Origin of the sequence: Microbacterium sp. H37-C3 (assembly GCF_027157935.1) — a bacterium.
Taxonomy (GTDB): Bacteria; Actinomycetota; Actinomycetes; order Actinomycetales; family Microbacteriaceae; genus Microbacterium; species Microbacterium plantarum.
Window position 1 is genome coordinate 351554 of the sequence record NZ_JAPVLR010000001.1, and the last position, 26442, is coordinate 377995.

Below are 26442 nucleotides of genomic sequence, written 5' to 3' on the forward strand. Positions count from 1 at the left end.
CGCGCCACCCGGTACATCTCTGGCGGCGTCGCTCCCGGAAGGACGAGCCGCGAACTCACTCGGTGTGCAGCCGGCTCTCGGCGCGGCCTGCGTGGGCAGCCATTGCCCGAAGTCTCTCGTGATGTCCTGTCGCAGCGCGGCTGCAGACGAGCATCGGCATCCATTATCGCACTACGCGCGTCGCTTCGTGGGACACGGGGCCGATGCTCACGGCGGGGTCATCGATGCCGATGGGATAATCGCGGTCATGTCCGCACCCCGTAGCCACGCCCGCCCTGTCGCACTCGCCGTCTGGCTGATGATCGCGGGCGTCATCGGTTGGATCGCAGCGTTCGCGCTGACGACAGAGCGGCTCCACCTGCTCGAAGACGCCACGGCCACGGCGTCATGCGACTTCAATCTCGTCGTGCAGTGCGGGGCGAACCTGACCTCTGCCCAGGGTTCGGTCTTCGGCTTCCCCAACCCGCTGCTGGGGCTCACCGGCTGGGTCGCGCCGATCGTCGTGGGCGCCGCCATCCTCGCGGGCGCACGCTTCGCCCGGTGGTTCTGGCTGCTGTTCTGGGCGGGCATGGCGTTCGCGTTCGGCTTCGTGGTGTGGCTGATCTCGCAGAGCATCTTCGTTCTCGGAACGCTCTGCCCCTGGTGCATGGTCACCTGGTTCGTGACCATCCCGAGCTTCTACGCCGTCACCCTGCACCTGCTCAGGTCGGGTGTCGTGCCGCTGCCGCGTCGAGGCCGAGCGGTCGCCGCCACCCTGACCGGCTGGGTGCCGCTCCTCGCCGTGCTCAGCTACGTCGCCATCGCCGTGATCGCACAGATCCGGCTCGACTGGATCGGCTTCCTCTGAGACGACGACGCCCGCCGCTCGACGTCGTGACGTCGAGCGGCGGGCGTGATGTCGCGGATGCGGTCAGCCGAACCAGATCTCGAGCTCGCGCGCGGCGGACTCGGGGCTGTCGGAGCCGTGGACGAGGTTCTGCTGAACGGCCAGGCCCCAGTCGCGTCCGAAGTCGCCCCGGATCGTACCGGGTGCGGCCGTCGTGGGGTCGGTGGTTCCGGCGAGCGAGCGGAAGCCCTCGATGACGCGATTGCCGGCCAAGCGGATGGCGACCGAGGGGCCGCTCTGCATGAACTCGAGCAGCGGTTCGTAGAACGGCTTGCCGGCGTGCTCCTCGTAATGCTTCTCGAGCACCTCCCGGTCGGGTTCGACGAGCCGGATGTCGACGAGCGCGTAGCCCTTCGCCTCGATGCGGGCGAGGATCGCGCCGGTGAGGCCGCGGGCCACACCGTCGGGCTTGACGAGGACGAGGGTCTCTTCGGTGGGCATGTCAGTCTCCGTTCGATTCGTCGGCTGCGAGGGCGGCGTTCCGCCGGTCGAGAGCAGCCCCCTTGATGGTCGCATACGCGTACATGCCGCCGAAAACCAGCGCGACGATCCCGAGCGCCGGCACGAGGAACACCCCGAGAGCCAGGACCACCTGCAGCAGCCAGCCCAGGAGGATGCCCCACCGGTGCCGCAGCAGCCCTGAGGTAACGATCATCGCCACGGCGAGGACCGCCCCGGCGACCACTCCCCACCAGTCGGCGACGCCCTCCGGCAGCGCACCGAGTCCGTAGACGGTCAGTCCGCCGAGGAAGACCACGATGGATTCGAAACCGAGGACGACCGATCCGAGCGACTCCGCGGCACCGCGACGTCGGCGCTCGCGAGGCCGTCTCACGCCTGCCATCCCGACTTCCAGTCCTCTGCGGCGGCGAGGGCGATCGCTTCGCCCGCGAGCACGACCGAACCGGCGATGATCACCGCGCGCCGTTCCGCAGCCGCGGCCCACTCGCGCGCAGCCTCGGCCGCTTCGACGAGGTCGCGGTGCTCGGTGACCCCGAGTCCGCGCTCCTCGGCAAGATCGGCGACGAGGGTCGGCTCCGACGCGCGCTCCGAGTCCGGTGAGGTCGCGAATACGTGCGCGGCGACCGGTGCCAGGGCCTCGACGATCCCCGCGGCGTCCTTGTCGCCCAGAACACCGAGCACGATGCCCCACTCGTCGAAGTCGAACGACTCGCGCAGCGCCGCCGCGAGTGCCGCTGCGCCGTGGGGATTGTGCGCACTGTCGACGAGCACGGTCGGACTGATCCCGAGCAGCTGCAGGCGACCCGGGGAGGTGACAGCGCCCAGTCCGTCCGCGACGACCTCCGCGTGGAGTGCCTGGTCCTCGGCGCCGATGAGAGCTTCGACCGCGGCGACCGCGAGGGCGGCGTTCTCGGCCTGGTGAGAGCCGTAAAGCGGCAGGTAGAGCTCGGGGTACTCCCCCGCGCGCCCCCGAACACTGATCTGCTGTCCGCCGACGGCGAGGCTGTGCGCGGTCAGACCGAACTCCTCACCGGCGAACCCGACGGTGGCGGCCGCCTCCGCGGCGCGCGCTCGGATCTGCTCGGCCGCCTCGGGTGTCTGCACGGCCGAGACGACCGCCGCGCCGGGCTTGATGATGCCCGCTTTGACCGCGGCGATCTCGGCGATGGTCTCGCCGAGGCGGTCGGCGTGGTCGAGCGCGACGGGGCCGATGACGGCGACGTCCCCGTCGGCGGTGTTGGTCGAGTCCCACGATCCGCCCATGCCCACCTCGATGACCGCGACATCGACGGGCGCGTCGGAGAACGCGACGAAGGCGAGGACGGTGAGCAGCTCGAAGAACGTCAGAGGAGCGTCACCCGCCGCATCCAGCTCAGCGTCCACGAGGTCGACGAAGGGAGCGATCTCGTCCCATGCGTCGGCGACCGCGGCGTCGGCGATCGGCTCGCCGTCGATCAGGATGCGCTCGGTGAAGCGCTCGAGGTGCGGGCTGGTGAAGAGCCCGGTGCGCAGCCCGTGCGCGCGCACGAGGCTCTCGATCATCCGGCTCGTCGACGTCTTGCCGTTCGTTCCCGTCACGTGCACGACGCGGTAGGTGCGCTGCGGGTCGTCCAGCAGTTCGAGAACGCGTCGTGTCCGCTCGACGCGGGGCTGCACCCACTGCTCCCCCTGACGCTGCAGCAGCGCCGTGTACACGGCGTCGGCGCGGGCCTGATCGGTCATGCGGTCTCTCCTGTCAGCCGGGTGACGCTCACGGCGAGGTCTCCGCTGTTGGCGTAGGTCTTGGCGGCGACCACGGCCTCGAAGTCAGGCTCGGTCGCGGCGACGGACTCCGCAGACTCGGCAACGGTCGAGGTGCGTGAGCGCACCACCCATTCGCGCGCCAGCGTCTCGCCCGCCACATCGGCGGCGTCGAACGCCGATGCGACAGCAGCGGCATCCTCGTCGGAATCGAACGTCAGCATCAGCCGGATGCGGTCGCTGACTTCGAAGCCGGCGGCCTTCCGGGTGTCCTGCACCGCGCGGATCACGTCGCGCGCCAGGCCCTCGGCCTCGAGTTCCGGGGTCGTGGTGGTGTCGAGCAGGACGAACCCGCCCCCCGACAGCAGTGCGATCGCGGTGCCTTCCGCCACCCCTCCCGCTTCGAGGGTCAGGTCGTACTCGCCGGGCTCAAGCGCGACGCCGTCGACGGTCACGACACCGTCCTGCTCGCTCCACAGGCCCGCCCGGGCACCCGCGATGACGTGCTGCACCTGCTTGCCCAGTCGTGGACCGGCCGCGCGCGCATTGACCGAGAGACGCTGGCTGATGCCATACGAGGCCGCGAGGTCGTCCGAAAGCTCGGCCACGGCGACATCCTTCACGTTGAGCTCGTCGCGGAGGATGTCGGCGAACTGCTCCAGCGACGCCGCGTCACTCATCGCAACCGTGAGCTGAGGCAGCGGCAGGCGCACGCGCTTGCCCTCCTTCTTGCGCAGAGCGTTGGCCACAGATGAGACCTCGCGGACGGCGTCCATAGCCGAACGGATGTCGGCTGCGGGCGCGAACTCGTCCGCGTCCGGCCAGTCCTCCAGGTGAACGCTCCGTCCGCCGGTGAGGCCCTGCCAGACGCGCTCGCTCACGAGGGGCAGAAGCGGCGCCGCGACCCGGGTCAGCGTCTCGAGCACCGTGTAGAGGGTGTCGAACGCCTCCGTCGAGGAATCGTCGCCGGGCACGACGCCCACCCAGAAGCGATCGCGGGAGCGGCGGATGTACCAGTTCGTGAGCGCTTCGGCGAAGTCGCGCAGCTTGGCGGCGGCCATCGTGGAGTCGAGGGCCTCCAGGTCGGCTGCGACATCACGCACCAGGTCGCCGGTCAGCGCCAGGATGTAGCGGTCGAGCACGTTCGTGGAGTCGGTCCGCCGCCGCACCTCGTACCCGGCCCCGCCCTCACCGCCGGCCGCGTTGGCATAGGTGGCGAAGAAGTACCAGGTGTTCCACAGCGGAAGCAGGAACTCCCGGACGCCCGCCCGGATGCCCTCCTCGGTGACGACGAGGTTGCCGCCGCGGAGCACCGACGAGCCCATCAGGAACCACCGCATCGCGTCGGAACCGTCGCGATCGAAGACCTCGGACACGTCCGGGTAGTTCCGCAGCGACTTCGACATCTTCTGACCGTCGCTGCCCAGCACGATGCCGTGGCAGGCGACGCCCGAGAACGCCGGCCGGTCGAACAGCGCACCCGAGAGCACGTGCATGACGTAGAACCAGCCGCGGGTCTGTCCGATGTACTCCACGATGAAGTCGGCCGGCGCGTGCTCGTCGAACCACTCCCGGTTCTCGAAGGGGTAGTGCACCTGCGCGTACGGCATCGACCCGGAGTCGAACCATACGTCGAAGACGTCCTCGATGCGGCGCATCGTCGAGCGGCCCGTGGGGTCGTCGGGGTTCGGACGCGTGAGGTCATCGATGAACGGCCGGTGCAGGTCGACCTCGCCCGCCTCGTTGCGCGGTAGGCGACCGAAGTCGCGTTCGATGTCGGCGAGCGAGCCGTACACGTCGGTCCGCGGGTACTCGGGGTCGTCGCTCTTCCAGACGGGGATCGGCGAGCCCCAGAAGCGGTTGCGGCTGATGGACCAGTCGCGCGCGCCCTCGAGCCACTTGCCGAATTGCCCGTGCTTGACGTTCTCGGGTGCCCACGTGATCTGCTCGTTGAGTTCGAGCAGGCGGTCCTTGATCGCCGTGACCCGCACGAACCAGCTCGACACCGCCTTGTAGATGAGCGGATTGCGGCAGCGCCAGCAGTGCGGGTAGGAGTGCTCGTAGCTCGCCTCGCGAAGGAGACGGCCCTCGGCCTTCAGGAGGCGGATGAGCGGGCGGTTGGCGTCCATCCACAACTCTCCCGCGACGTCGCTGACCTGCGGGAGGAAGCGCCCGCCGTCGTCGAGGCTCATGATGAGCGGGATGCCGGCTGCGCCGGTCACGCGCTGGTCGTCCTCACCGTAGGCCGGGGCCTGGTGGACGATGCCGGTGCCGTCGGTGGTGGTGACGTAGTCGTCGACGAGCACCCGCCACGCGGAACCCGTTCCCCAGGTGTCGGTGTCCGCGTAGTAGTCGAAGAGCCGGTCGTACTGCACGTCCGAGAGCTCGCTGCCGAGAACGGTCCGCTCGATCGCGGCGCGCGCCTCGTCGACGTCGCCGTACCCGAGGTCCTTCGCGTAGCCCGCGAGGAGGTCTTCGGCGAGGAGGTAGCGGTGGGCGTCGGCCTCGACACGGTCCTCATGAACGTCGGCGGCGCCGGCCGGCCCCCCGGGCAGCACGACATACCGGATGTCGGGGCCGACGGCGAGAGCGAGGTTCGTGGGCAGCGTCCACGGGGTCGTCGTCCACGCGAGAGCGCGCACACCGGTGAGGCCGAGGGACTCGGCCTTCGCCCCGACGAACGGGAAGGTGACGGTCACCGACGGATCCTGGCGCATCTTGTAGACGTCGTCGTCCATGCGCAGCTCGTGGTTCGACAGGGGCGTCTCGTCGCGCCAGCAGTAGGGCAGCACGCGATGCCCCTCGTAGGCGAGGTCCTTGTCCCACAGCTCCTTGAACGCCCAGAGCACCGACTCCATGAAGCCCGTGTCGAGCGTCTTGTAGCCGCGTTCGAAGTCGACCCACCGCGCCTGCCGGGTGACGTAGTCCTCCCACTCGCGCGTGTACTCGAGGACGGATGAGCGCGCCTTGTCGTTGAAGGCGGCGATGCCCATCGCCTCGATCTCGCTCTTCTCGGTGATCCCGAGCTGCTTCATCGCTTCGAGCTCAGCCGGGAGGCCGTGGGTGTCCCAGCCGAAGACGCGGTCGACCTTCTTACCGCGCATGGTCTGGAAGCGAGGGAAGACATCCTTCGCGTACCCGGTGAGCAGATGGCCGTAATGCGGGAGCCCGTTCGCGAACGGAGGGCCGTCGTAGAAGACCCACTCGGGCGCCCCCTCGCGCCGCGCGATGGAGCTGCGGAAGGTGTCGTCGCGCTCCCAGAACGCCAGCACGTCGCGCTCGACGTCGGGGAAGCGGGGGCTCGGAACGACGCTGTCGGCGGCGGGGCCGAAAGCAGAGGACTTCGGATAGGTCATGGCTTCTCTCGCAGGGTCGGACTTCCTGCGAGGACGATCGTGCGACCGCGGTACCACCCCGCTTGCCCCGGAGGGCCACTCTCCCAGCGGCTGTGACGGGCCTGCCCCGCTCGGTTCTACTGGGCGGATGACCGCCGTTCTTCCGAGAGCTCCCCGGTGATGGCCGGATCGGTGCTGATGAGCCCATCATACCGTCGGCATACGCTGAACGTATGGCCCGCCCTCGTACCCGTCCCACGCCCCCTCGCGTGAGCGAACCCGACCTGCCGCGTCACCTCGAGCCCGGCGTCCTCACCCGACACGGCGATCTCGTCGAGACGTCGATCGCACTCGGCGGCGCGGCGGTCGACGGCGCCCACGCACGGCTGAGCGAGAGCGTCCTCGAAGCCGGGTCCCCCGACCGGCTCGATCTCACCGGCGCGGTGCTCGCCGACGTGGCCATCCGCGACCTCGCGACGGCCGAGTTCCGCTCGGGCGACGGCAGCTGGCGCACCGTGACCCTCAGCGGTGGGCGGATCGGCACCCTCGACGCCCAGCGTGCCCGCTGGGACGGCGTCATCCTCCGCGGCATCCGGATCGACTACCTCTCGGTGCCCGCCGCGACGTTGCGCGACGTGCTCATCGTCGACTGCCGCATCGGAACGCTCGACGCCCCGGGCGCGATGCTCGAGCGGGTCCGTTTCGTCGACACGACGGTCGACGAGTTCGACTCCCGTGCGCTCTCGAGCACGGATCTCGACCTCCGCGGCCTGGAAGCACTCGCCTTCACCGACATCCGGGCGCTGACCGGCGCCACTGCATCGCGTCGGCAGATCGAAGCGCATGCCCCCGCGTTCGCCGCTGCGCTCGGATGGGACGTGCGCGATGAGGCGTCCGCCGAGGAGCCGAGCCGATGATCGCCCGCACCGAACGTCTGGTCCTCCGGCTGATGACCGAGGACGATCTGGACCCGCTCCGCGAGATACTGACCGACCCCATCGCGATGACCGCCTACGAGGGGGCGTTCGACGACGACGAGAGCGCGCGGTGGCTCGCGCGCAATCTTCGTCGCTACGAGGAGGACGGGTTCGGCCTCTGGGCCGTCGACCTCCCTGGGGCCGGCATGATCGGGCAGTGCGGCATCACGCGGCAGTTCGTCGGCGACGAAGAGGTGCTCGAGGTCGGCTACCTCTTCCAGCGGGCGCACTGGCATCGCGGCTACGCGACCGAGGCCGCCGCCGCCGCCCGCGACTGGGGATTCCGCGAGCTCGGCGCTCCGGCCATCTGGGCCAAGGTCCGCGACACCAACATCGCATCCATGAACGTCGCCATCCGCCTCGGCATGACCGTTCGCCGCCGGTTCATGGTGCACTACCGAGGCGTGGACATGCCCCACCTCGGATTCGCCGTCGATCGCTGACGGCGCCTCGTCAGGACGCCGACCAGGCCTCGCCGCGTACCTCGGCGAGCGGCGATTCCCGCAACAGGCGCGAGATCGGGCAGCGATCGTGCGCTGAGGCGGCGAGTTCCGCCGCCTCGGAGGCATCCAGCCCCTCGCCGGAGACGAAAGCCGTAACGAGGAACTCGTACCCCGTGCGCCCCTCGGCGTCGCGCAGCTCGACCTCGACCCGCGCCTTCGTGCGGTGGCGGCCCGCCACGATCGTCTGCGCCGTCGCGTTCAGGCACGTCGACCAGGCCAGCGCGAGGAGCTGCTCGGGATTGCTCGCGGCGGTGTCATGGCCCGGCTGCAATGGATTCGACACGGCGACCTCCAGGCCGTCCGGCACGCGGCTGACCCCCGTGCCGCCGTCGTCGTTGAAAGCAGAGGTGCGGTACCGGGTGACCATGGTTCGACTATAGTTGAACGTCGTCCAACTATTAGGGGATGCCCTGTGCCACCGACCGACGCGCCGATCGCCCTCAGCGGCGTGAGCGTCACCTACCCCGGCGGAACCCGCGCTCTCACCGACGTCGATCTCGCTGTATCTCCGCGCGAGATCTTCGGAGTCATCGGCGAGAGCGGTGCCGGCAAGAGCACTCTCCTGGCTCTGCTCACCGGCGAGATCAGCGCGACCGCAGGAACCGTGAGGGTGCTCGATCAGGACCCGACCGGTCTCAGCCGGACGGCGCTGCGGGATCTGCGCCGGCGGATCGGCGTGGTCTTCCAGGGTGTGCACCTGCTGGCGAATCGCACCGTCCGTCAAAACGTCCTGCTCGCCCTCGAACTGCGCGACCGCCGGAACCGCCTGAGTGTGAATGAGCGACGCGCCGCGGCCGACGAGACGCTGCGTTTCGTCGGTCTCGGTGGTCGCGAGGATGCGTACCCGTCTGAGCTCAGCGGCGGTCAGCGTCAGCGCGTGGGGATCGCCCGCGCGCTCGTGGGCCGGCCCGAGGTCCTGCTCTGCGACGAGCCGACCTCCTCGCTCGACGCCACCACGACCGACGGCGTCCTCGCGCTCCTCCGCGAGGCCCGGGACCGGTTCGGAACGACAGTGGTCGTCGTGACGCACGATCTCGCCGTCGTGCGGCGCGTCTGCGACCGCGTCGCGCTGTTCGAGGACGGGCGTCTGCGCGACATCCTGCACGTCGAACCCGGATCGGATCTGGGCCGGGAGAGCTACCTCGACCGCGCCCGGCGGGAGCTGGGCGCATGACCGGCCTGGTCGAATCACTCGAGCGCCGCGGCGGAGACCTGCTCGAGGCGCTCGGCGAGACCGGATACATGCTCCTCGTCTCGCTGGCCGCCGCGGTGGTCCTCGGACTCCCCCTCGGGATGCTCGTGTACCTGACGCGGCGGGGCGGCGCTGCGCCGAACCGGTTCGTGTGGTGGATCGGAAACCTCTTCATCAACGTCGTGCGCTCCTTCCCGTTTCTCCTCCTGGTCGTGTTCCTCGTGCCGGTGACACGTCTCGTCTACGGGACGACATTCGGCACTCCTGCGGCGACGTTCTCGCTCTGCTTCGTCGCGGTCGCGATCTACGCACGACTCGTCGAGCAGATTCTGCGCGAGATCAGCCCGGGCATCCCCCGGGTCGCGCGCACGATGGGAGCGACCCTGCCTCAGACGATCCGGCGCTTCCTGCTTCCCGAGGCCGTTCCCGGCCTCGTCTACGCGCTGACCTCGGCGACGATCAGTCTGCTGTCGTATTCCACCGTGCTCGGTGTGGTCGGCGGTGGCGGCATCGGCGACTTCGCGCTGCGCTACGGCTACCAGGAGTACGACTATCCGCTGATGTACTTCACGATCGCCGTCATCCTCGCCGTCGTGCTGGTCATCCAGTCGGCCGGTCACCGCCTGTCGATCCGACTCGACCACCGTTGACCCTCATCCACCCGCTCTCACAAGGAGAACCCATGCCCGTTCGCACCCTTCGCACCCGCATCGCCTCGGCGGCCATCGCCACCTTCGCGGTCGCCGGACTCCTCGCCGGCTGCGCCGGCTCGCCCGGAGACAATTATTCCGGGGTCACGACGCTCCGCGTGGGCGCGGTGACCGCCCCCGCGACGGACATCGTCGAGGCTGCCGGAGCCGCGATCGCCGACGGGTACGAGATCGAGCTCGTTCCGGTGTCGGACTACGTCACGATCAACAACATGCTCGCTGCCGGCGACATCGACGCGAACTTCTCGCAGCACGAGCCGTATATGACGGAGTTCAACGAGAAGAACGGGGCATCGCTCGAGGCGGTCCAACCCGTCTACAACTTCGTCATCGCCTTCTACTCGAAGACGCTGACCGACATCGGCCAGCTCCCCGACGGTGCCACGGTCGCCATCCCGAACGACTCGTCGAACACCGCGCGTGCGCTCAAGCTGCTGGCCGACGCCGACATCATCGACCTCGCCCCCGGCATCGACCCGTACACCGCGACCCTCGACGACGTCGCGGAGAACCCGAAGAACCTTCAATTCCTGTCGCTGGAGATCAACCAGTTGAACACGGCGTACGACGAGGCCGATCTGGTCTTCCAGTGGCCGTCGCACATCGCCGCGCTCGGCCTCACGCCGCAGGACGACGGCCTGCTCACCGAACTCGACGACCGCTTCGCGCTTCAGCTCGTGGTCCCCTCGGCTGAGGCGGATTCTCCTGCCACGAAGGCACTCATCGACGCGTTCACGAGCGACGAGGTGCGAAAGGTCATCGACGGCAACGAGACCATCGAAGCCGCCTTCTGACCCCCGGTAGACTCGGACGACGCACACTCAGGCACGCTCACACAGTGCCGCACATATCGTCGAGGAGTTCCCATGACAGCGCACATTCCCGAGAAGCCCGCTCTGGAAGGCCTCGAGCAGAAGTGGGGCGCCGCGTGGGCCGAGCAGGGCACCTACCTGTTCGACCGCGCGCGTGCCGCGAAGACCGGCCGCGGCGGCGTCTTCTCCGTCGACACGCCTCCCCCGACGGCATCCGGGTCGCTGCACATCGGCCACGTCTTCTCGTTCACCCACACCGACCTCAAGGTGCGATTCGAGCGCATGCGCGGGAAGAGCGTCTTCTACCCGATGGGCTGGGACGACAACGGCCTGCCCACCGAGCGCCGCGTCCAGAACTACTACGGCGTCCGCTGCGACCCGACTCTCCCCTACGACGAGTCGTTCGTCCCGCCGTTCGAGGGCGGCGACAACAAGTCGAGCCGTGCCGCCGACCAGGTGCCCATCAGCCGTCGCAACTTCATCGAGCTGTGCGAGAAGCTGACGATCGAGGACGAGAAGCAGTTCGAGTCGCTCTTCCGCCAGCTCGGGCTCTCCGTCGACTGGACCCAGACGTACCGGACGATCTCGGACGAGACCATCCGCACCAGCCAGCTCGCGTTCCTGCGCAACCTCGAGCGCGGCGAGGCCTACCAGGCGCTGGCCCCCACGCTGTGGGACATCGACTTCCGCTCCGCCATCGCGCAGGCCGAGCTCGAGGATCGCGAGCAGCAGGCGTCGTATCACCGCATCGCGTTCCACAAGACCGACGGCAGCGGCGACATCCACATCGAGACGACGCGGCCCGAACTGCTTCCGGCGTGTGTCGCCCTCGTGGCGAACCCCGATGACGAGCGTTACCAGCCCTACTTCGGCAAGACCGTCCGCACGCCGCTCTTCGACGTCGAGGTGCCGGTCCTCGCCCATCACCTCGCTCAGCCCGACAAGGGCTCGGGAATCGCGATGATCTGCACGTTCGGCGACGTCACCGACATCATCTGGTGGCGCGAGCTCGACCTGCCCAACCGCACGATCCTCGGCCACGACGGTCGCATCGTGGCCGAGGCGCCTGACGTCATCGTCACGGATGGCGCACGCGCGGCCTACGCCGAGCTGGCGGGCAAGACCGTCTTCAGCGCCAAGAGGCGCGTCGTCGAGCTGCTGCAGGAATCGGGCGAGCTGCTCGAGGTGTCGAAGCCCTTCAGCCACCCGGTGAAGTTCTTCGAGAAGGGCGATCGCCCGCTCGAGATCGTCTCGACCCGTCAGTGGTACCTGCGCAACGGTGCCCGCGACGAAGAGCTCCGGGCGCGCCTCATCTCGCTCGGTCAGGAGATGTCGTGGCACCCCGACTTCATGCGGGTGCGCTACGAGAACTGGACCAACGGTCTCACCGGCGACTGGCTCGTCTCCCGTCAGCGCTTCTTCGGCGTACCGATCCCGATCTGGTACGGCCTCGATGAGAACGGCGAACGCGATTACGAGCGCGTCATCACCCCCGATGCCGCCCAGCTCCCGATCGACCCGACCACGGATGTCCCCTCGGGCTACACCGCCGAACAGCGCGGCGTGCCGGGCGGGTTCGACGCCGAGCGCGACATCTTCGACACCTGGGCGACGTCGTCGCTGACCCCGCAGCTCGCGGGCGGGTGGCAGCGCGACGAGGAGCTGTGGCAGCTCGTCGCACCGTTCGATCTGCGGCCGCAGGGGCAGGACATCATCCGCACCTGGCTGTTCTCCACGATGCTCCGCAGCGCTCTCGAAGACGGCCGCGCACCGTGGTCGGATGCCGCGATCTCGGGCTTCATCGTCGACCCCGACCGCAAGAAGATGTCGAAGTCGAAGGGAAACGTCGTCACCCCCGCCGACATCCTCGCCCAGCACGGCACGGATGCGGTCCGCTACTGGGCCGCGTCGAGTCGCCTCGGTTCCGACGCCGCGTTCGATCCGCAGAACCCCACGCAGGTGAAGATCGGCCGCCGTCTCGCCATCAAGGTGCTGAACGCCGCGAAGTTCGTGCTGTCGTTCCCCGTGCCCGAGGGCGCGGCGGTGACCCACGACCTCGACGCCGCCATGCTCGCAACGCTCGACCGTGTGATCGTCGATGCCACGCGGGCGTTCGAGGCCTACGACCACGCTCGCGCGCTCGAGATCACGGAAGCGTTCTTCTGGACCTTCTGCGACGACTACCTCGAGCTCGTCAAGGAGCGCGCGTACGACCGCTCCGACGCGGGTCAGGCGTCGGCGGCGCTGGCACTGCGACTCGCGCTGTCGTCGCTGCTGCGTCTGCTCGCCCCGGTGCTCGCCTTCGCCGCAGAGGAGGCATGGTCGTGGTTCGAGGAGGGCTCCGTGCACACCGCGCCGTGGCCGGAAGCGAGCGGCATCGACGGCGACCCGGCCGTTCTCACCGCGGCCAGCGCGGCGCTCATCGGCATCCGCCGGGCGAAGACGGAAGCCAAGGCCTCGCAGAAGACCCCCGTCTCGGTACTGACGCTGCGCGCGGATGCCGCGACGATCGAGCGACTGCGCCGCGCGGAGGGCGACCTGAAGGCGGTCGGACGCATCGCCGAGCTCGAGCTCCTCGACAGTGACGGCGACCTGGTCGTGGAGCGCGTCGAGCTCGCGCCTCAGGAGGCGTGAGATGCGTTTGGGAACGCGGTGGACCAGCGGCGATGAGCCGCCCGTCTCGCTGCCGGCCGCTTTCCGCGACCGGGTTCGCGCGGTCGACGGCGGGCTCGACGCAGATCCGCGTCCGAAGTGGACTCTGACCTGGCTCGAGGGACGCCCCGTGGCCGAGCTCGAGACCGGTGTCGTGGTCTCGCTCGACGCCGCCGGTGAACCGGTCGTCGGTCAGATCGACGACGACGAGTTCTGACGCCCCGCTCTCCCGCCGCTCACTCCGACGCGGCGGGAGAGCTTTGCGCGGACGCGGAGCGGATGAGGCGCGTGCACACGGCCGTCGCGGTGAGGCAGACAGCGCCCGCAGCGATGAACGGCAGCCGCAGGTCGATCGACGCGACCAGGCCGCCCAGGATCGTCGCCACGGGGAAGAGTCCCCAGGTGAGCGTCCGGATGATGCCCAGAGTGCGCCCGAACAGCGCCGGCGGGATGATCTGCTGCCGCAGCGCACCCCACGGGACATTCCACACCGACACCGCGAACGCCATGCCCGCGTAGGCGATGACCGCGACGACGATTCCGGGGGCGAACCCGACGGCGACCATGCACGCTGCGGCGGCGAGGTTCGCGCCCCACATGACGTTGCCTCGGCCCCAGCGGGCGACCATGCGCGCAGCGAGGAGTGAGCCCGCGAGCGCACCGACCCCGACACCCGCCGTGACGAACCCGATGGCGAACTCGGGTACCCCGTGGACATCGAGGAAGTAGAGCAGCGTCGGAGCCTGCGCGAAAGCGAAGGCGCAGCCGACGACCGACGTGAACACGACCAGGGCACGCAGGAACCGATGGTGCCAGAGGTAGCGCAACGCTTCCCCGGCGGGAACGGCGACGTCCGGTGCTGCCGGCAGGGGCTCGGGGACGGCGCCGGCGACGACGTCGCCCTGATCCGCGCCGATGACGTCCGAAGCCCGTGAACGCGCCGCGTCCAGCGGGAGAAGGAGCGCCAGCGCGATCGGCACCAGGTAACCCGCGGCGCCGAGCCACAGCGGTAGTGCGAGCGAGACGGCGAAGAGAACGCCGGCGACGGGCTGCGCTACGAAGCTGTCGATGGTGATCTGCGCGGCCTGGATGCGCCCGTTGGCCCGATCGAGCTGATCCCGCTCGACGACGCTCGGAATGATCGCGTTGGTCGCGTTGTCGAACAGGGTCTCGCCGAAGCCGAAGACGAGCGTGCCCACGAGCAGCCACACGATGTCGAGACTGCCCGTGACCGTGAGCACGGCCAGACCGACCGCGGCCGCGCCGCGCACGCTGTTCGCCAACGCCATGACACGGCGCCGGTCGAGCCGATCGACGATGACGCCGGCAGGCACCCCGAAAACGAGCCACGGGAGGAAGGCGGCCGCGCCGAGCAACGAGATCAGCAGCGGGTCGCGCGTGAGTGTCGTGGCGATCAGGGGCACCGCCGTGCGGCCCAGGCCGTCCGCGAGGTTGCTGAACGCGGCGGCGGTCCACAGTCGCGAGAAATCGCGCCCGAGCGGACGGGGGCGCCCGGACTCGGGTGGGCGGATCCGGGAGACGGTCACGCTGGTCATCGTCAGTCGCTCTCTGTCGTGATCGGAAACGCCTCGGCGCGCAGCGAGACGATGCGGTGTTCGGAGGACGAATTCGGGCCGGGGTCCGGGTCAACGCGGTACTCGTCGACGACGTCGTCGATGACTCTTTGGATACGCGCGTTGACCTCGCGGAGCTGCTCGACCGTCAGCGAGACGGTGGCCGAGGTGATGAGCGCGTTCTCGGCCCATGGGTCGAGTTCCTCGCGCAACGTGCTCTCCACGAAGCGCATGAGCTGCTCGCGTCGACGATCGAGGAACTCGCCCATGACGACCTGGGTCGCGGCGCGGCCCGCCGGCGTCCGCATCGTGTCCGCACCCGGGAACGACACGCCGCCGGTGGGCCGTTCCCACCATCGCTCGCGCGCCGTGCCCCGATCGGGGATCTCGCGAATGAGGTCGTGCTTCGCGAGAGCGCGCAGGTGGTAGCTCGTCGAACCGGACGACTCCCCCGTCATCGCCGCGAGTGAGCTGGCCGTCTGAGGGCCTTGCTGACTCAGGATGTCGTAGAGACGCACGCGCACGGGGTGAGCGAGGGCACGGAGCGCGCCCGAGTCGAGCGTGCGGATGTCGCGAGGCGTCCGCTTCTCGGCGTTGTCTTCGGTCATGTGTCCAAAGATATCTTTGCAAGCGCCTCTTTGCAACATGATCTTTGGAACACATCGTAGGCTTGTGCCATGTCGGCATCCTCGAATTCCCCTCTCACCGCCTCGTCACTCGCGTGGGGCCTCCCCGACTACCGAGAGATCGACGTCGATGACTACCTGCCCGCCTTCCGCGAGGCCTTCGCTCAGCAGCGGCACGAGATCGACGCGATCGCCGGCAGCACCGAGCCTCCGACGTTCGAGAACACGGTCGTGGCATGGGAAGAGAGCGGCCGGCTTCTGGGCGACGTAGCGCGCGTCTTCTACACGGTCAGCTCTGCGGACGCCACTCCCGCGGTGCAGGCCGTCGACGAGGAGCTCGCCCCGCTGATGTCTGCGCACTCCGACGCGATCCTCCTCGATCCCCGCCTGTACGACCGGATCGAGCGCCTGCACACGAGCCGCGATGATCTCGGACTCACGGCCGAGCAGCGCTACCTGCTGGAGCGGCGGTTCGTCCAGATGACCCACGCCGGCGCCGGGCTCGACAGCAGCGCTAAGCAGCGACTGACCGAGCTCAACAGCCGACTGTCCGTTCTCACGACGACCTTCGAGAAGAACCTCCTCGCCGATACGAACGATCTGGCCGTGGTGTTCGAGTCGCGGGAGGAGCTCGACGGGCTGAGCGAGGGCGAGATCTCCGCCGCCGCGCGCGCGGCTGCCGATCGCGGGCGACCGGAGGCCTACGTCATAACCCTGACACTGTTCACGGGCCACCCGGCGCTCGCCTCGCTCACGAACCCGCGGTCCCGCCGCCGCATCCTCGAGGCCTCGCGCGCTCGCGGCTCCCGGCCCGGCCGCCACGACAACCGCCCCGTGCTGCTTGAAATCGTCCGCCTCCGTGCCGAGCGCGCGGAACTGCTCGGCTTTCCCTCGCACGCGGCCTACGTCACCTCCGACCAGACGGCGGGCAACCCGGAAGCGGTGTCCGCGCTGCTGCGCCGGCTCGCCGCTCCTGCTGCACGCAACGCACAGCGTGAGAAGCTGGCCCTGCAGGAGGTCGTGGACGGCGCCGAGGTCGGGCCGGAGGATTGGGCATTCGCAACCGAGCGCGTGCGCGCGAGCACGCTCGACATCGACACGGCCGCGCTGCGCCCATGGTTCGAGGCCGAACGAGTGCTGCGCGACGGCGTCTTCTTCGCCGCGACACGTCTCTACGGGATCACGTTCCGTGAACGCGATGACCTGCCTGCCTACCACGAGGACGCGCGTGTGTTCGAGGTCTCGAACGAGGACGGCTCCCACCTCGGACTGTTCGTGCTCGACCTCTACACGCGCGACACCAAGCGCGGTGGTGCATGGATGAACTCCATCGCCTCCCAGTCGGCGCTACGAGGGACGACTCCGATCGTCGTCAACAACCTGAATGTCCCGAAGCCCTCCCCCGGTACCCCGACGTTGCTGACGCTCGACGAGGTGACGACGCTCTTCCACGAGTTCGGGCACGCGCTGCACGGCTTGTTCGCCACGGTCACCTACCCGACCTTCGCCGGAACCAGCGTTTTCCGCGACTTCGTCGAGTTTCCCAGCCAGGTCAACGAGATGTGGATCTACCGACCCGAGGTGCTGGCGAACTACGCCCGACACGTCGACACCGGTGAGCCGCTCGCCTCGGACGTCGTCGAGCGCCTCGAAGCCTCGGGGACCTTCAACCAGGGCTTCGCCACGAGCGAGTATCTCGCCGCCGCATGGCTGGACCTCGCATGGCACTCGCTCAGCGCGGAGGATGCAGCAGCTGTCACCGACGTGGCAGCCTTCGAAGCCGCGGCCCTCGCCGACATCGGACTCGATGACTCCGCTGTGCCGACACGCTACTCGTCCGCTTACTTCGCGCACATCTTCTCAGGTGGCTACAGCGCCGGGTACTACTCCTACATCTGGAGCGAGGTTCTCGACGCCGACACCGTTGAATGGTTCGAGGAGAACGGTGGGCTGACCCGCTCGAACGGGGATCGCTTCCGTCAGCGCCTCCTCGGCGTCGGCGGTTCGAAGGATCCGCTCGAGGCATACCGTGACTTCCGGGGCCGTGACGCCCGCATCGAGCCGTTGCTCGCACGCCGCGGGCTGAGCGCCTAGGTCGCGTCTGCGGCGAGGAGTCCGTCGGTGGGAGCGCTTCGCGCGTCGCGCCCACCGACGGGGATCACGTCGTAGACCAGGCGCGCGAACGCTCCCACCCGTTCTGCTGAGCGCAACGCGAGCCGGTCCGACTCGATGCGACGCGGAAGCAGGGGCGCTCCCCCACCCAACGTCACGGGCGCAATGGAGACCGCGATCTGGTCGAGCGCACCGGCGTCGAGGAACTGACCGGCCAGGTCGCCACCGCCGACGACCCACACATCGTGCCCCGCAGCGGCCTCTCGGATATGCGCAAGCGCATCGGACACGGGCCCGGACACGAATCTGACGTCTGCGCCCGCCGGACGCGGAAGCTCGCGTGTCGTGAACACGAAGGTCGGCCGATCGCCGTGGAACTCCTGCCATCGCTCAGGATGGGCGAGGAGGTCGGACTCGGCGAGTACCCACTCGTAGGTCGTGGACCCCTCGACGAGCACGCCCGCGTTCTCCGGGAGCAGACTCGCGTCGGGCTCGACGCCACCGTCGACCGCGAACAGCCAGGAAAGCGAGTCCGCGCTGTCGGCGATGAAGCCATCGAGCGAGCTCGCCGTGTCGAAGATGATGCGTCCCATACCGGCAGGTTAACCGGGACCTCGGACACCTCCGCAGGCGTCGCGGCTCGGTCGTCAGGCGCTCTTGCGCTTCTGCCGCAGGACGAGCGTGGGCGGAGCGCCGTCATCGACGGCGGCCCGCGTCACGATCACCTTGTCGACATCGTCGGCCGACGGGATCTCGAACATGATGGGGCCGAGAACGTCTTCGAGGATGGCGCGCAGGCCGCGGGCACCGGTCTTGCGCGCCACGGCGAGATCGGCGATCGCGCGCAGCGCCTCGTCTTCGAACTCGAGCTCTACGCCGTCGAGTTCGAACATGCGCTGGTACTGCTTGACGAAGGCGTTCTTCGGACCGGTGAGGATCTCGATGAGCGCCTTCTGGTCGAGCGGCGCGACAGACGTGACGACGGGGAGACGGCCGATGAACTCGGGGATGAGACCGAACTTGTGCAGGTCTTCCGGCTCGACCTCGCGGAAGAGGTCGAGTTCCTTGTCCTTCTCCTGCAACGGGGCGCCGAAGCCCACGCCGTGCTTGCCGACACGGGACGAGATGATCTCCTCGAGGCCGGCGAACGCGCCCGCGACGATGAACAGCACGTTGGTCGTGTCGATCTGGATGAACTCCTGGTGCGGGTGCTTGCGTCCACCCTGCGGCGGAACCGACGCCACCGTCCCCTCCAGGATCTTCAGCAGAGCCTGCTGCACGCCCTCGCCCGACACGTCGCGCGTGATCGAGGGGTTCTCCGCCTTGCGTGCGATCTTGTCGACCTCGTCGATGTAGATGATGCCGGTCTCCGCACGCTTGACGTCGAAGTCCGCCGCCTGCAGAAGCTTGAGCAGGATGTTCTCGACATCCTCACCGACGTAGCCCGCCTCGGTGAGCGCGGTCGCATCGGCGACGGCGAAAGGCACGTTGAGGCGTTTGGCGAGCGTCTGCGCCAGATACGTCTTGCCACAGCCGGTGGGACCGAGCAGCAGGATGTTGCTCTTGGCGATCTCGACGTCGTCGGCGCGCTGTTCGGCGGGCTGGAGGGTCGAGTGTGCCCGCACGCGCTTGTAGTGGTTGTAGACCGCGACCGAGAGCGCACGCTTCGCCGGGTCCTGCCCGACGACGTACTCCTCGAGGAAGGAGAAGATCTCGCGCGGCTTGGGGAGGTCGAACTCGGCGACCGACTCGTCGCCCGACTCGGCCATGCGCTCTTCGATGATCTCGTTGCACAGCTCGACGCACTCGTCGCAGATGTAGACGCCGGGTCCTGCGATCAGCTGCTGGACCTGCTTCTGACTCTTCCCGCAGAACGAGCACTTGAACAGGTCGGCACTCTCACCGATGCGAGCCATGTACCCCTCCTGGATGCCGGAAACCATCGCTCACCTGAGAACGTGGTGCTCCGAGCCTAACCTCTCCCGCAGACATCCCCGCGGATTTGCGAGCCCTTCGAGTCGAACCGCCCCCATGACGCGTATGGCCCCGGCTCGTCGCCGGGGCCATACGCTGCGAACTCGCCTCGCTCAGGAGGTGATCGCGGCGGGGGTCCGCTTGCGCGACGTCAGCACCTGGTCGACGATGCCGTACTCCATCGCCTCGTGTGCCGAGAGGATCTTGTCGCGGTCGATGTCCTTGTTGACCTGCTCCTGCGTGCGGTTGGTGTGGCGCGCCATGGTCTCCTCGAGCCACGTGCGCATGCGCAGGATCTCGGCCGCCTGGATCTCGATGTCCGACGCCTGACCGTGACCGGCCTCGCCGACGGCGGGCTGGTGGATGAGGATGCGGGCGTTCGGAAGCGCGAGACGCTTGCCCGGGGCGCCGGCGGCGAGCAGCACGGACGCCGCCGAAGCCGCCTGACCGAGCACCACCGTCTGGATCTGGGGCGACACGTACTGCATGGTGTCGTAGATCGCGGTCATGGCGGTGAACGATCCACCGGGCGAGTTGATGTACATGATGATGTCGCGGTCCGGGTCCTGCGACTCGAGCACGAGCAGCTGGGCCATCACGTCATCAGCCGATGCGTCGTCGACCTGGACGCCGAGGAAGATGACGCGGTCCTCGAACAGCTTGTTGTACGGGTCCTGGCGCTTGTAGCCGTAGGCGGTGCGCTCCTCGAACTGCGGCAGGATGTACCGGCTCGAGGGCATCGCCGCACCGTGGGGAAGGCCGAAGGCGGGTGTGTTCATCGTTGTCTTTCTCCTTCGGTCGATCAGTTCTCGGTGCCGCCGCCGCCGACGACGTCGGTGGCCGACTCGCGGATGTGGTCCACGAAGCCGTACTCGAGCGCCTCCTGAGCGGTGAACCACCGGTCGCGGTCGCCATCGGCGTTGATCTGCTCGACGGACTTGCCGGTCTGGGCCGCGGTGATCTCGGCGAGACGACGCTTCATGTCGAGGATCAGCTGCGCCTGCGTCTGGATGTCGCTGGCCGTGCCGCCGAACCCGCCGTGCGGCTGGTGCAGCAGAACCCGGGCGTTGGGCGTGATGTAACGCTTGCCCTTCGTGCCGGCGGTCAGGAGCAGCTGCCCCATGGACGCGGCCATGCCGATGCCGACGGTGACGATGTCGTTCGGAACGAACTGCATCGTGTCGTAGATCGCCATTCCGGCCGTGATCGAGCCGCCCGGCGAGTTGATGTAGAGGTAGATGTCCTTCTCGGAGTCCTCGGCGGCGAGCAGGAGGATCTTCGCGCAGATCTCGTTCGCGTTCTCGTCGCGCACCTCCGACCCGAGCCAGATGATGCGGTCCTTGAGCAGTCTGTCGAAGACGCTTGTTGCGATGAGGGGGTCAGCCATGTGTGCTCCTGATCCGAAGTTTCGTGACGTGTCGAATCTACCGACGCCGCCGCATGCGCCTGACCGTGTTCGCCGTGGGCATAGCCCGTGTCACCGCCGTCCCTGATGCGGAGCATCTGTCGGGCAGAGCAGAAGGGGCGGATGCCGCAGCATCCGCCCCTTCTGCCGGTCGGGCGACCGTCGCGATCAGGAGATCACTCGGCGGCAGCCTCGTCGGCGGCCTTCTTCTTGGCGGGGGCCTTCTTGGCCGGCGCCTTCTTGGCAGGAGCCTTCTCGTCGGCGGCGGGAGCGTCGTCGGCGGCATCCGCCTTCTTCTTAGCGGGCGCCTTCTTGGCAGGCGTCTTCTTAGCCGGCTTCTCCTCCGCCCCGGCGGCGTCGGCGTCGGCGTCGGCGGCCTCCTGCGCCTCCTCGACGACCTCGTCGGCGGCGGACTCCTCGCCCTCGACGGTGATGAAGCCGGTCAGGTCGACCGACTTCCCGTCGGTGTCGACGACCGTGACCTTGCCCAGGGCGATCGCGAGGGCCTTGTTACGGGCGACCTCGCCGACCATCACCGGAAGCTGGCCGTTCTGCTGGAGCGCGTTGACGAAGTCCTGCGGGGCCATGCCGTACTGCGCAGAGGCCTGGATCAGGTACTGGGTCAGCTCGTCCTGCGAGACCTGGACCTCGTGCGTCTCGGCGATCTTGTCGAGCACCATCTGCGTGCGGAACTGCTTCTCGCTCGCCTCGGTGACCTCGGCACGGTGCGCGTCGTCCTCCAGACGACCCTCGCCCTCGAGGTGCGCGTGAACCTCGTCCTCGACCAGTCCGGCCGGAACCGGGATCTCGACCTTCTCGAGGAGCGCGTCGACGAGCTTCTCGCGCGCGGCAGCGCCCTGCGTGAACAGGCTCTGCTGCGAGACGCGCTCGACAAGGCTCTCGCGCAGCTCGGCGATGGTGTCGAACTCGCTCGCCATCTGCGCGAAGTCGTCGTCGGCCTCGGGGAGCTCGCGCTCCTTGACAGCCTTGACCGTGACGGCGACCTCGGCCTCTTCGCCGGCGTGGTCGCCGCCGACGAGCTTGGAACGGAACGTGGTGTCCTCACCAGCGGTGAGCGACTCGATGGCCTCGTCGATGCCCTCGAGGAGCTCGCCCGAGCCCACCTCGTACGACACACCCTCGGCGCGGTCGATCTCGTTGCCGTCGATCGTCGCGACGAGGTCCAGCTCGACGAAGTCGCCCTTCGCGGCAGGACGGTCGACGGTGACGAGCGTGCCGAAACGGCCGCGCAGGCGGTCGAGCTCCTCGTCGATGGCGGCGTCGTCGGTGGCGACGGGCTCGACCTCGATGGTGATGTCCGCGTAGGCGGGAAGCTCGAACTCGGGACGCACGTCGACCTCGACCTCGACCTTCAGGTCGCCCGAGAAGTCCTTGTCGCTGGGCCAATCGACGACCTCGGCCGACGGACGCCCGAGGACGCGCAGCTCGTTCGCGGTGACGGCTTCGCGGTAGAAGCCGTCGAGGCCCTCGCTGACCGCGTGCTCGATGACCGCACCGCGGCCGACACGCTGGTCGATGATGGGAGCGGGCACCTTGCCCTTGCGGAAGCCGGGAATCTGCACGTCCTGAGCGATGTGCTCGTACGCGTGGGTGATGCTCGGCTTCAGCTCGTCCGGGCTGACCGTGATGTGGAGCTTCACCCGCGTGGGGCTGAGCGTCTCGACGGTGCTGGTGACCATGCCTGTCGTTCTCCTTTATCCGGCCGCGCACATGCGCGTCCGTTCGGTGGTCTGGGTTCGTGGGGCCGTTGTCGGGGCGACAGGATTTGAACCTGCGGCCTCCCGCTCCCAAAGCGGGCGCTCTACCAAGCTGAGCTACGCCCCGGGCGCGCAGCACACGTGCGTCGGAAAACGGCCGTGGTCAGTCTAGCCGACGGAGTCCGCTAGACTGTTCGAGTTGCCAGCGCTGGACATGGTTCTCAGCGTGAGGGCGATCCACATCCGATCCAGGTCGGATGCGGGGCTGTAGCTTAGTGGTAAAGCCTCTGTCTTCCAAACAGATGATGCGAGTTCGATTCTCGTCAGCCCCTCCGATGCTCCTCCTCGTCTTCGTATGCGGAGGAGCTTTTCATTCAGCGCAACGGGCGCCGTGATCGGTGGCCAGCTGCAGGTATGTCGCGGCGTTCCCGTGAAGCCCGCCCCGTTCGTCCTCCGTGAGCGCCCGGCGGACCTTCGCCGGCACCCCGGCGACGAGGGAACCGGCGGGGATCACGGTTCCCTCGAGCACGACCGCTCCCCCGGCGACGAGAGATCCGGCTCCGATCACCGCACCGCTGAGGATCGTGCTGTTCATCCCGATGAGGCAGCCGTCCTCCACCGTGCACCCGTGGACGACGGCGTTGTGGCCGATCGAGACGTCGTCGCCGATCTTCGCGGGCGACCCCGCGTCGACGTGGATCACGACGCCGTCCTGGACGTTGCTGCGATCTCCGATCACGATGCGCGACCGATCACCGCGGATCACCGCGTTGTACCAGACGCTCGACATCTCGCCGATGACCACGTCACCGACCAGTCGCGCCCCGTCCGCGACGAACACCGTCGGATGCAGGCGGGGCCGAGACTCTCCGAGAGACACGAGGGATGCGGACGAGGCGACGGGCATGGCCTCACGTTACCCCTGGTGAGCCCAGCCTTCTCTTGCTTGCGGAATGTTCCGGCGTGAGTAGCGTTTGCACAGATGCAGGCCACGACCTGCCAGAAGGAGCGCAGACATGACCGACACCAACATCACCACTCCCGCCCTCACCGCCGACCCCGAGGTCGCCGCCGCTGCCGCGCAGTTCCTCACCCCGGTCGTGCACAAGATGCAGGCGCTCGTCGTCAACGGCAAGCAGGCGCACTGGAACGTCCGCGGCTCGAATTTCATCGCGATCCACGAGTTGCTCGACACGGTGGTCGCCCACGCCCAGGACTACGCCGACACCGCCGCTGAGCGCATCGTCGCCCTCGGCCTGCCCGTCGACTCGCGCGTCTCGACCATGGCCGAGAAGACCAGCACCGCCGTGCCCGCCGGGTTCGCGCAGTGGCAGGACGAGATCAAGGCCATCGTCTCCGACATCGACGGGGTGCTCGTCGACCTTCAGAACGCCATCGACGGTCTCGACGAGGTCGACCTCACGAGCCAGGACGTCGCGATCGAGATCAAGCGCGGCGTCGACAAGGATCGCTGGTTCCTCCTCGCACACCTCGCCGAGTAATCCTCAGCGCCGAACGGGGCGGTGATCGGGACGAGGGCAGCTGGACGCTTCCCCACCGATCACCGTCCCGTTTCGCCTTCCCGGGACGCGTGCCCCGAAGAACGCGACTCAACCGATGTGCGTGATCCGGCCGCCGAGGAGGGTCGCCGTCACGCCGGTTCCGCGCAGAGTTCCGGGCGTGTCGGCGGCGAGAGGGTCACGGTCGACGATGGCCAGATCCGCGATGTCCCCCGGCGCGATCGCCGAGCCGGTCTGCGACCCACCCGCCGTTGAGGCTGCGAGGGCGACTGCAGCCGGGATTCGCTGATGCGGACGCCAGGGCTCGCGCTCGTCACGCGTACGGAACACCGCATCCGACATCGTGGTCCAGGGATCGAGACGGGCCACCGGCGCGTCCGAACCGAGCAGCAGGTTGGCTCCGGCGTCGACGAGCTCCCGCATCGGGTAGCCGACGGCCGTCTGCCCCGCCCAGAACTCCTCCGCCATGTCGCGATCATCGACGGCATGCGAGGGCTGCACACTCGCGCCGATGCCGAGGCGGGCGAACCGCGGGATGTCGGCGTGAGCGACGAGCTGAGCGTGCTCGATGGTCCCGGTGGCTCCCGTCATCGCGAAGGCGTCGAGGGCGTGCGAGTTCGCGACGTCGCCGATCGCGTGCACCGCGCAGGAGATGCCGGCCCCCGTTGCGCGCCGCATCAGCTCGACGAGCTCGGCAGGCGGCACGGTCATGACTCCGAAGTCGTGCTCGGCGTTCGGATAGTGGTGCGAGCACGCCGCCGTCCGGGTGCCGAGTGAGCCGTCGGTGATGACCTTGAATGGCCCCATCCGCACGAGCCCCGCCGGATCTATCGCGTCGCCGGTCTGCAGTCCCGCTGAAATCGCTCGATCCAGCATGCTGGCGTAGACGCCGAACGACACGCGCACCGCGTCGTATCCGCGAGCCAGCCTGCGATCCCAGGCCTCCGCGTTCCATGCCATGTCCAGGTCGACGATGCCGACCACGCCGCGGGCGGATGCCGCGGACATCGCCTCGATCACCGCGGCATCCGCGACCGCCGTGTCGAGGGCGTTCAGGCGGCGGGAGATCTCGAACGCGGGCTCCTCGCGCAGCACCCCGTCGGCCGCCGACATCCCCTCACGCCGGAGCGCGGCGCTGTTGAGCCAGACGCTGTGGACATCGGAGTTGATCAGATAGGTGGGCGCGTCGCCCGTGGTCGCGTCGAGCAGTGCGAGCGAGGGCCGATCAGGCCAGAGCGCGTCGCGGAAACCCGAGCCGACGCGGCGACCGTCGAGCTCCAGTCCCGCTCGACCCATGACCGCCGCCGCCTCGGCGGCGCTCACGATGCCCTCGAGGTCGACGCGGCGCGCCGCCAGGGCCCACTGCACGGTGTGAACGTGGTGGTCCCAGAGTCCGGGGATCAGCCAGCCCCCACCACCGTCGAGAACGACCCCGCGTCGCGGGAGGGCGCCCGCAGGCGCGATGTCGACCACGACATCACCCGCGACGTGCACGTCGACCAGATCGGCACCGAACGGATCCGTGCGCCCCGGGCCGGTCAGTCGGACGTCCGCGATGATGTCCACTGTCTCGCCCGGCGCTGCGAGGTTCACGACCGATCCTCGCGGGCGGCGCGCATCGCCTCGTGAGCCCGGCGCATCTCCGTCGCCAGCCGGGGGTCGGCATACGGTGTGGCGGCCTGCTCGAGCTCGCCGATGATGGTGTCGACCACGGCATCCGGCCGATTCTGGCTGAGCTTGCGTTTAGCCTCGACTCGGGCCGGTGAGAGACGGAATCCGACGGTCCCCCGCTCGAGACGCCGGACGAAGTCCTCATCGTTCGGCGCGGCCCACATGCCCCGTGGCGCACCCAGGCCCGACTCGAACCGGTCGACGAGGCGCTCGAGCACACGCAGGTTCTCTTCCGGCGCGAGGATCTCGGGCACGCCGGAGAGATGAACCGAGACGTAGTTCCAGGTGGGGACGGCAGGCACGTCGCCGTACCACTGAGGCGACACGTACCCGTGCGGCCCCTGGACCACGACGAGCATCTCGCTCTCACCGAGGCCGTGGATCACGTCATCCGGGCGCCCGACGTGCCCCACGATCGTGAGGTCGTCGCGTTCGTCGTCGAGGAGCACGGCGTAGTGCGACGCGACGAGTCCGTCGGTGCCCGCACTGACGATCGTGACCCACGGGTTCTCGTCGATCACACGGCGCAGCTCGACGACATCCGTCATCGCGAAGCTGGGATTCTGTCTCATG

General features: G+C 68.6%; 25 protein-coding genes and 2 tRNA genes. 11 read left to right on the forward strand and 16 right to left on the reverse strand.

Features of this window, described 5'->3' with window-relative positions; translation table 11 throughout:
* Window positions 1–247 precede the first annotated feature (247 nt).
* Window positions 248–847: a vitamin K epoxide reductase family protein gene (locus O1W71_RS01575; protein ID WP_269266238.1), complete on the forward strand. Its 600-nt coding sequence runs from the start codon at window positions 248–250 to the stop codon at window positions 845–847.
* Between the two features lie 63 nt (window positions 848–910).
* Here the strand turns inward: O1W71_RS01575 and ndk are convergent, their stop codons facing one another.
* From ndk to ileS, 4 genes are read right to left on the reverse strand one after another with little or no spacing between them, the layout of a single operon-like run.
* On the reverse strand, window positions 911–1327 hold the full coding sequence (gene ndk, locus O1W71_RS01580; RefSeq protein WP_114589474.1) for a nucleoside-diphosphate kinase: 417 nt from the start codon (window positions 1325–1327) through the stop codon (window positions 911–913).
* A gap of 1 nt (window position 1328) precedes the next feature.
* On the reverse strand, window positions 1329–1730 hold the full coding sequence (locus tag O1W71_RS01585; RefSeq protein WP_114589473.1) for a DUF4233 domain-containing protein: 402 nt from the start codon (window positions 1728–1730) through the stop codon (window positions 1329–1331).
* Window positions 1718–3070, reverse strand: coding sequence for a bifunctional folylpolyglutamate synthase/dihydrofolate synthase (locus O1W71_RS01590; protein ID WP_112614702.1), 1353 nt, complete (start codon window positions 3068–3070; stop codon window positions 1718–1720). Before O1W71_RS01590 ends, O1W71_RS01585 begins: the two co-directional genes overlap by 13 nt.
* Entirely contained in the window at window positions 3067–6444 is a 3378-nt protein-coding gene (ileS, locus tag O1W71_RS01595; RefSeq protein ID WP_269266239.1) for an isoleucine--tRNA ligase, read from the reverse strand. Before ileS ends, O1W71_RS01590 begins: the two co-directional genes overlap by 4 nt.
* 248 nt (window positions 6445–6692) lie before the next feature.
* Here ileS and O1W71_RS01600 point away from each other — a divergent pair, with 248 nt between their 5' ends.
* Window positions 6693–7340, forward strand: a complete 648-nt coding sequence (locus tag O1W71_RS01600) for a hypothetical protein (protein WP_269266240.1) — start codon at window positions 6693–6695, stop codon at window positions 7338–7340.
* Complete coding sequence (locus O1W71_RS01605) at window positions 7337–7843, forward strand: GNAT family N-acetyltransferase (protein WP_269266241.1); 507 nt, start codon at window positions 7337–7339, stop codon at window positions 7841–7843. The genes O1W71_RS01600 and O1W71_RS01605 overlap by 4 nt, the downstream gene beginning before the upstream one ends.
* 10 nt (window positions 7844–7853) lie before the next feature.
* Here the strand turns inward: O1W71_RS01605 and O1W71_RS01610 are convergent, their stop codons facing one another.
* The gene (locus O1W71_RS01610; RefSeq protein WP_269266242.1) at window positions 7854–8270 is read right to left on the reverse strand and encodes an OsmC family protein; all 417 of its coding nucleotides are present in this window, start codon (window positions 8268–8270) and stop codon (window positions 7854–7856) included.
* A gap of 45 nt (window positions 8271–8315) precedes the next feature.
* On the opposite strand from O1W71_RS01610, the gene O1W71_RS01615 reads away from it, so the two are divergent.
* From O1W71_RS01615 to O1W71_RS01635, 5 genes are all read left to right on the forward strand, one after another.
* Window positions 8316–9077, forward strand: coding sequence for a methionine ABC transporter ATP-binding protein (locus O1W71_RS01615; protein WP_269266243.1), 762 nt, complete (start codon window positions 8316–8318; stop codon window positions 9075–9077).
* Entirely contained in the window at window positions 9074–9745 is a 672-nt protein-coding gene (locus O1W71_RS01620) for a methionine ABC transporter permease (RefSeq protein WP_269266244.1), read from the forward strand. Before O1W71_RS01615 ends, O1W71_RS01620 begins: the two co-directional genes overlap by 4 nt.
* Before the next feature lie 32 nt (window positions 9746–9777).
* Window positions 9778–10599 carry a MetQ/NlpA family ABC transporter substrate-binding protein gene (locus O1W71_RS01625; protein ID WP_269266245.1) on the forward strand — a complete coding sequence of 274 codons (822 nt, stop codon included), beginning with the start codon at window positions 9778–9780 and terminating at the stop codon, window positions 10597–10599.
* A gap of 72 nt (window positions 10600–10671) precedes the next feature.
* Window positions 10672–13251: a valine--tRNA ligase gene (valS, locus tag O1W71_RS01630; protein ID WP_269266246.1), complete on the forward strand. Its 2580-nt coding sequence runs from the start codon at window positions 10672–10674 to the stop codon at window positions 13249–13251.
* A 1-nt stretch (window position 13252) separates the two neighbouring features.
* A complete protein-coding gene (locus O1W71_RS01635; protein WP_112614684.1) occupies window positions 13253–13486 on the forward strand; it encodes a hypothetical protein in 234 nt (77 codons plus the stop codon).
* Window positions 13487–13505: 19 nt separating this feature from the next.
* Here the strand turns inward: O1W71_RS01635 and O1W71_RS01640 are convergent, their stop codons facing one another.
* The gene (locus O1W71_RS01640) at window positions 13506–14825 is read right to left on the reverse strand and encodes an MFS transporter (RefSeq protein WP_442923592.1); all 1320 of its coding nucleotides are present in this window, start codon (window positions 14823–14825) and stop codon (window positions 13506–13508) included.
* Window positions 14826–14827: 2 nt separating this feature from the next.
* The gene (locus tag O1W71_RS01645) at window positions 14828–15451 is read right to left on the reverse strand and encodes a helix-turn-helix domain-containing protein (RefSeq protein WP_269266248.1); all 624 of its coding nucleotides are present in this window, start codon (window positions 15449–15451) and stop codon (window positions 14828–14830) included.
* A gap of 69 nt (window positions 15452–15520) precedes the next feature.
* Here O1W71_RS01645 and O1W71_RS01650 point away from each other — a divergent pair, with 69 nt between their 5' ends.
* Window positions 15521–17563 (forward strand): M3 family metallopeptidase, encoded by a 2043-nt coding sequence (locus tag O1W71_RS01650; RefSeq protein ID WP_269266249.1) that lies wholly within the window; start codon window positions 15521–15523, stop codon window positions 17561–17563.
* On the opposite strand, the gene O1W71_RS01655 is transcribed toward O1W71_RS01650, so the two are convergent.
* The 6 genes from O1W71_RS01655 to O1W71_RS01680 form a co-directional block, all read right to left on the reverse strand.
* Entirely contained in the window at window positions 17560–18174 is a 615-nt protein-coding gene (locus tag O1W71_RS01655; RefSeq protein ID WP_269266250.1) for a dihydrofolate reductase family protein, read from the reverse strand. The genes O1W71_RS01650 and O1W71_RS01655 overlap by 4 nt on opposite strands.
* 54 nt (window positions 18175–18228) lie before the next feature.
* The gene (gene clpX / locus O1W71_RS01660; RefSeq protein WP_269266251.1) at window positions 18229–19497 is read right to left on the reverse strand and encodes an ATP-dependent Clp protease ATP-binding subunit ClpX; all 1269 of its coding nucleotides are present in this window, start codon (window positions 19495–19497) and stop codon (window positions 18229–18231) included.
* A gap of 171 nt (window positions 19498–19668) precedes the next feature.
* Complete coding sequence (locus tag O1W71_RS01665) at window positions 19669–20334, reverse strand: ATP-dependent Clp protease proteolytic subunit (protein ID WP_023950830.1); 666 nt, start codon at window positions 20332–20334, stop codon at window positions 19669–19671.
* Window positions 20335–20357: 23 nt separating this feature from the next.
* A complete protein-coding gene (locus O1W71_RS01670) occupies window positions 20358–20942 on the reverse strand; it encodes an ATP-dependent Clp protease proteolytic subunit (RefSeq protein ID WP_023950833.1) in 585 nt (194 codons plus the stop codon).
* 194 nt (window positions 20943–21136) lie between these two features.
* On the reverse strand, window positions 21137–22660 hold the full coding sequence (tig, locus tag O1W71_RS01675) for a trigger factor (RefSeq protein ID WP_269266252.1): 1524 nt from the start codon (window positions 22658–22660) through the stop codon (window positions 21137–21139).
* 71 nt (window positions 22661–22731) lie between these two features.
* Window positions 22732–22805: transfer RNA gene (locus tag O1W71_RS01680), tRNA-Pro, on the reverse strand.
* 134 nt (window positions 22806–22939) lie between these two features.
* On the opposite strand from O1W71_RS01680, the gene O1W71_RS01685 reads away from it, so the two are divergent.
* A tRNA-Gly gene (locus O1W71_RS01685) sits at window positions 22940–23010 on the forward strand.
* 38 nt (window positions 23011–23048) lie between these two features.
* Here the strand turns inward: O1W71_RS01685 and O1W71_RS01690 are convergent.
* The gene (locus O1W71_RS01690) at window positions 23049–23585 is read right to left on the reverse strand and encodes a gamma carbonic anhydrase family protein (protein WP_269266253.1); all 537 of its coding nucleotides are present in this window, start codon (window positions 23583–23585) and stop codon (window positions 23049–23051) included.
* Window positions 23586–23694: 109 nt separating this feature from the next.
* Between O1W71_RS01690 and O1W71_RS01695 the strand changes: the two genes are divergently transcribed.
* Window positions 23695–24180 (forward strand): Dps family protein, encoded by a 486-nt coding sequence (locus O1W71_RS01695; protein ID WP_269266254.1) that lies wholly within the window; start codon window positions 23695–23697, stop codon window positions 24178–24180.
* A 108-nt stretch (window positions 24181–24288) separates the two neighbouring features.
* On the opposite strand, the gene O1W71_RS01700 is transcribed toward O1W71_RS01695, so the two are convergent.
* Window positions 24289–25791 (reverse strand): amidohydrolase, encoded by a 1503-nt coding sequence (locus O1W71_RS01700; RefSeq protein ID WP_269266255.1) that lies wholly within the window; start codon window positions 25789–25791, stop codon window positions 24289–24291.
* Window positions 25788–26441, reverse strand: a complete 654-nt coding sequence (locus O1W71_RS01705) for an FMN-binding negative transcriptional regulator (protein WP_269266256.1) — start codon at window positions 26439–26441, stop codon at window positions 25788–25790. Before O1W71_RS01705 ends, O1W71_RS01700 begins: the two co-directional genes overlap by 4 nt.
* Between the last annotated feature and the right edge of the window lies 1 nt (window position 26442).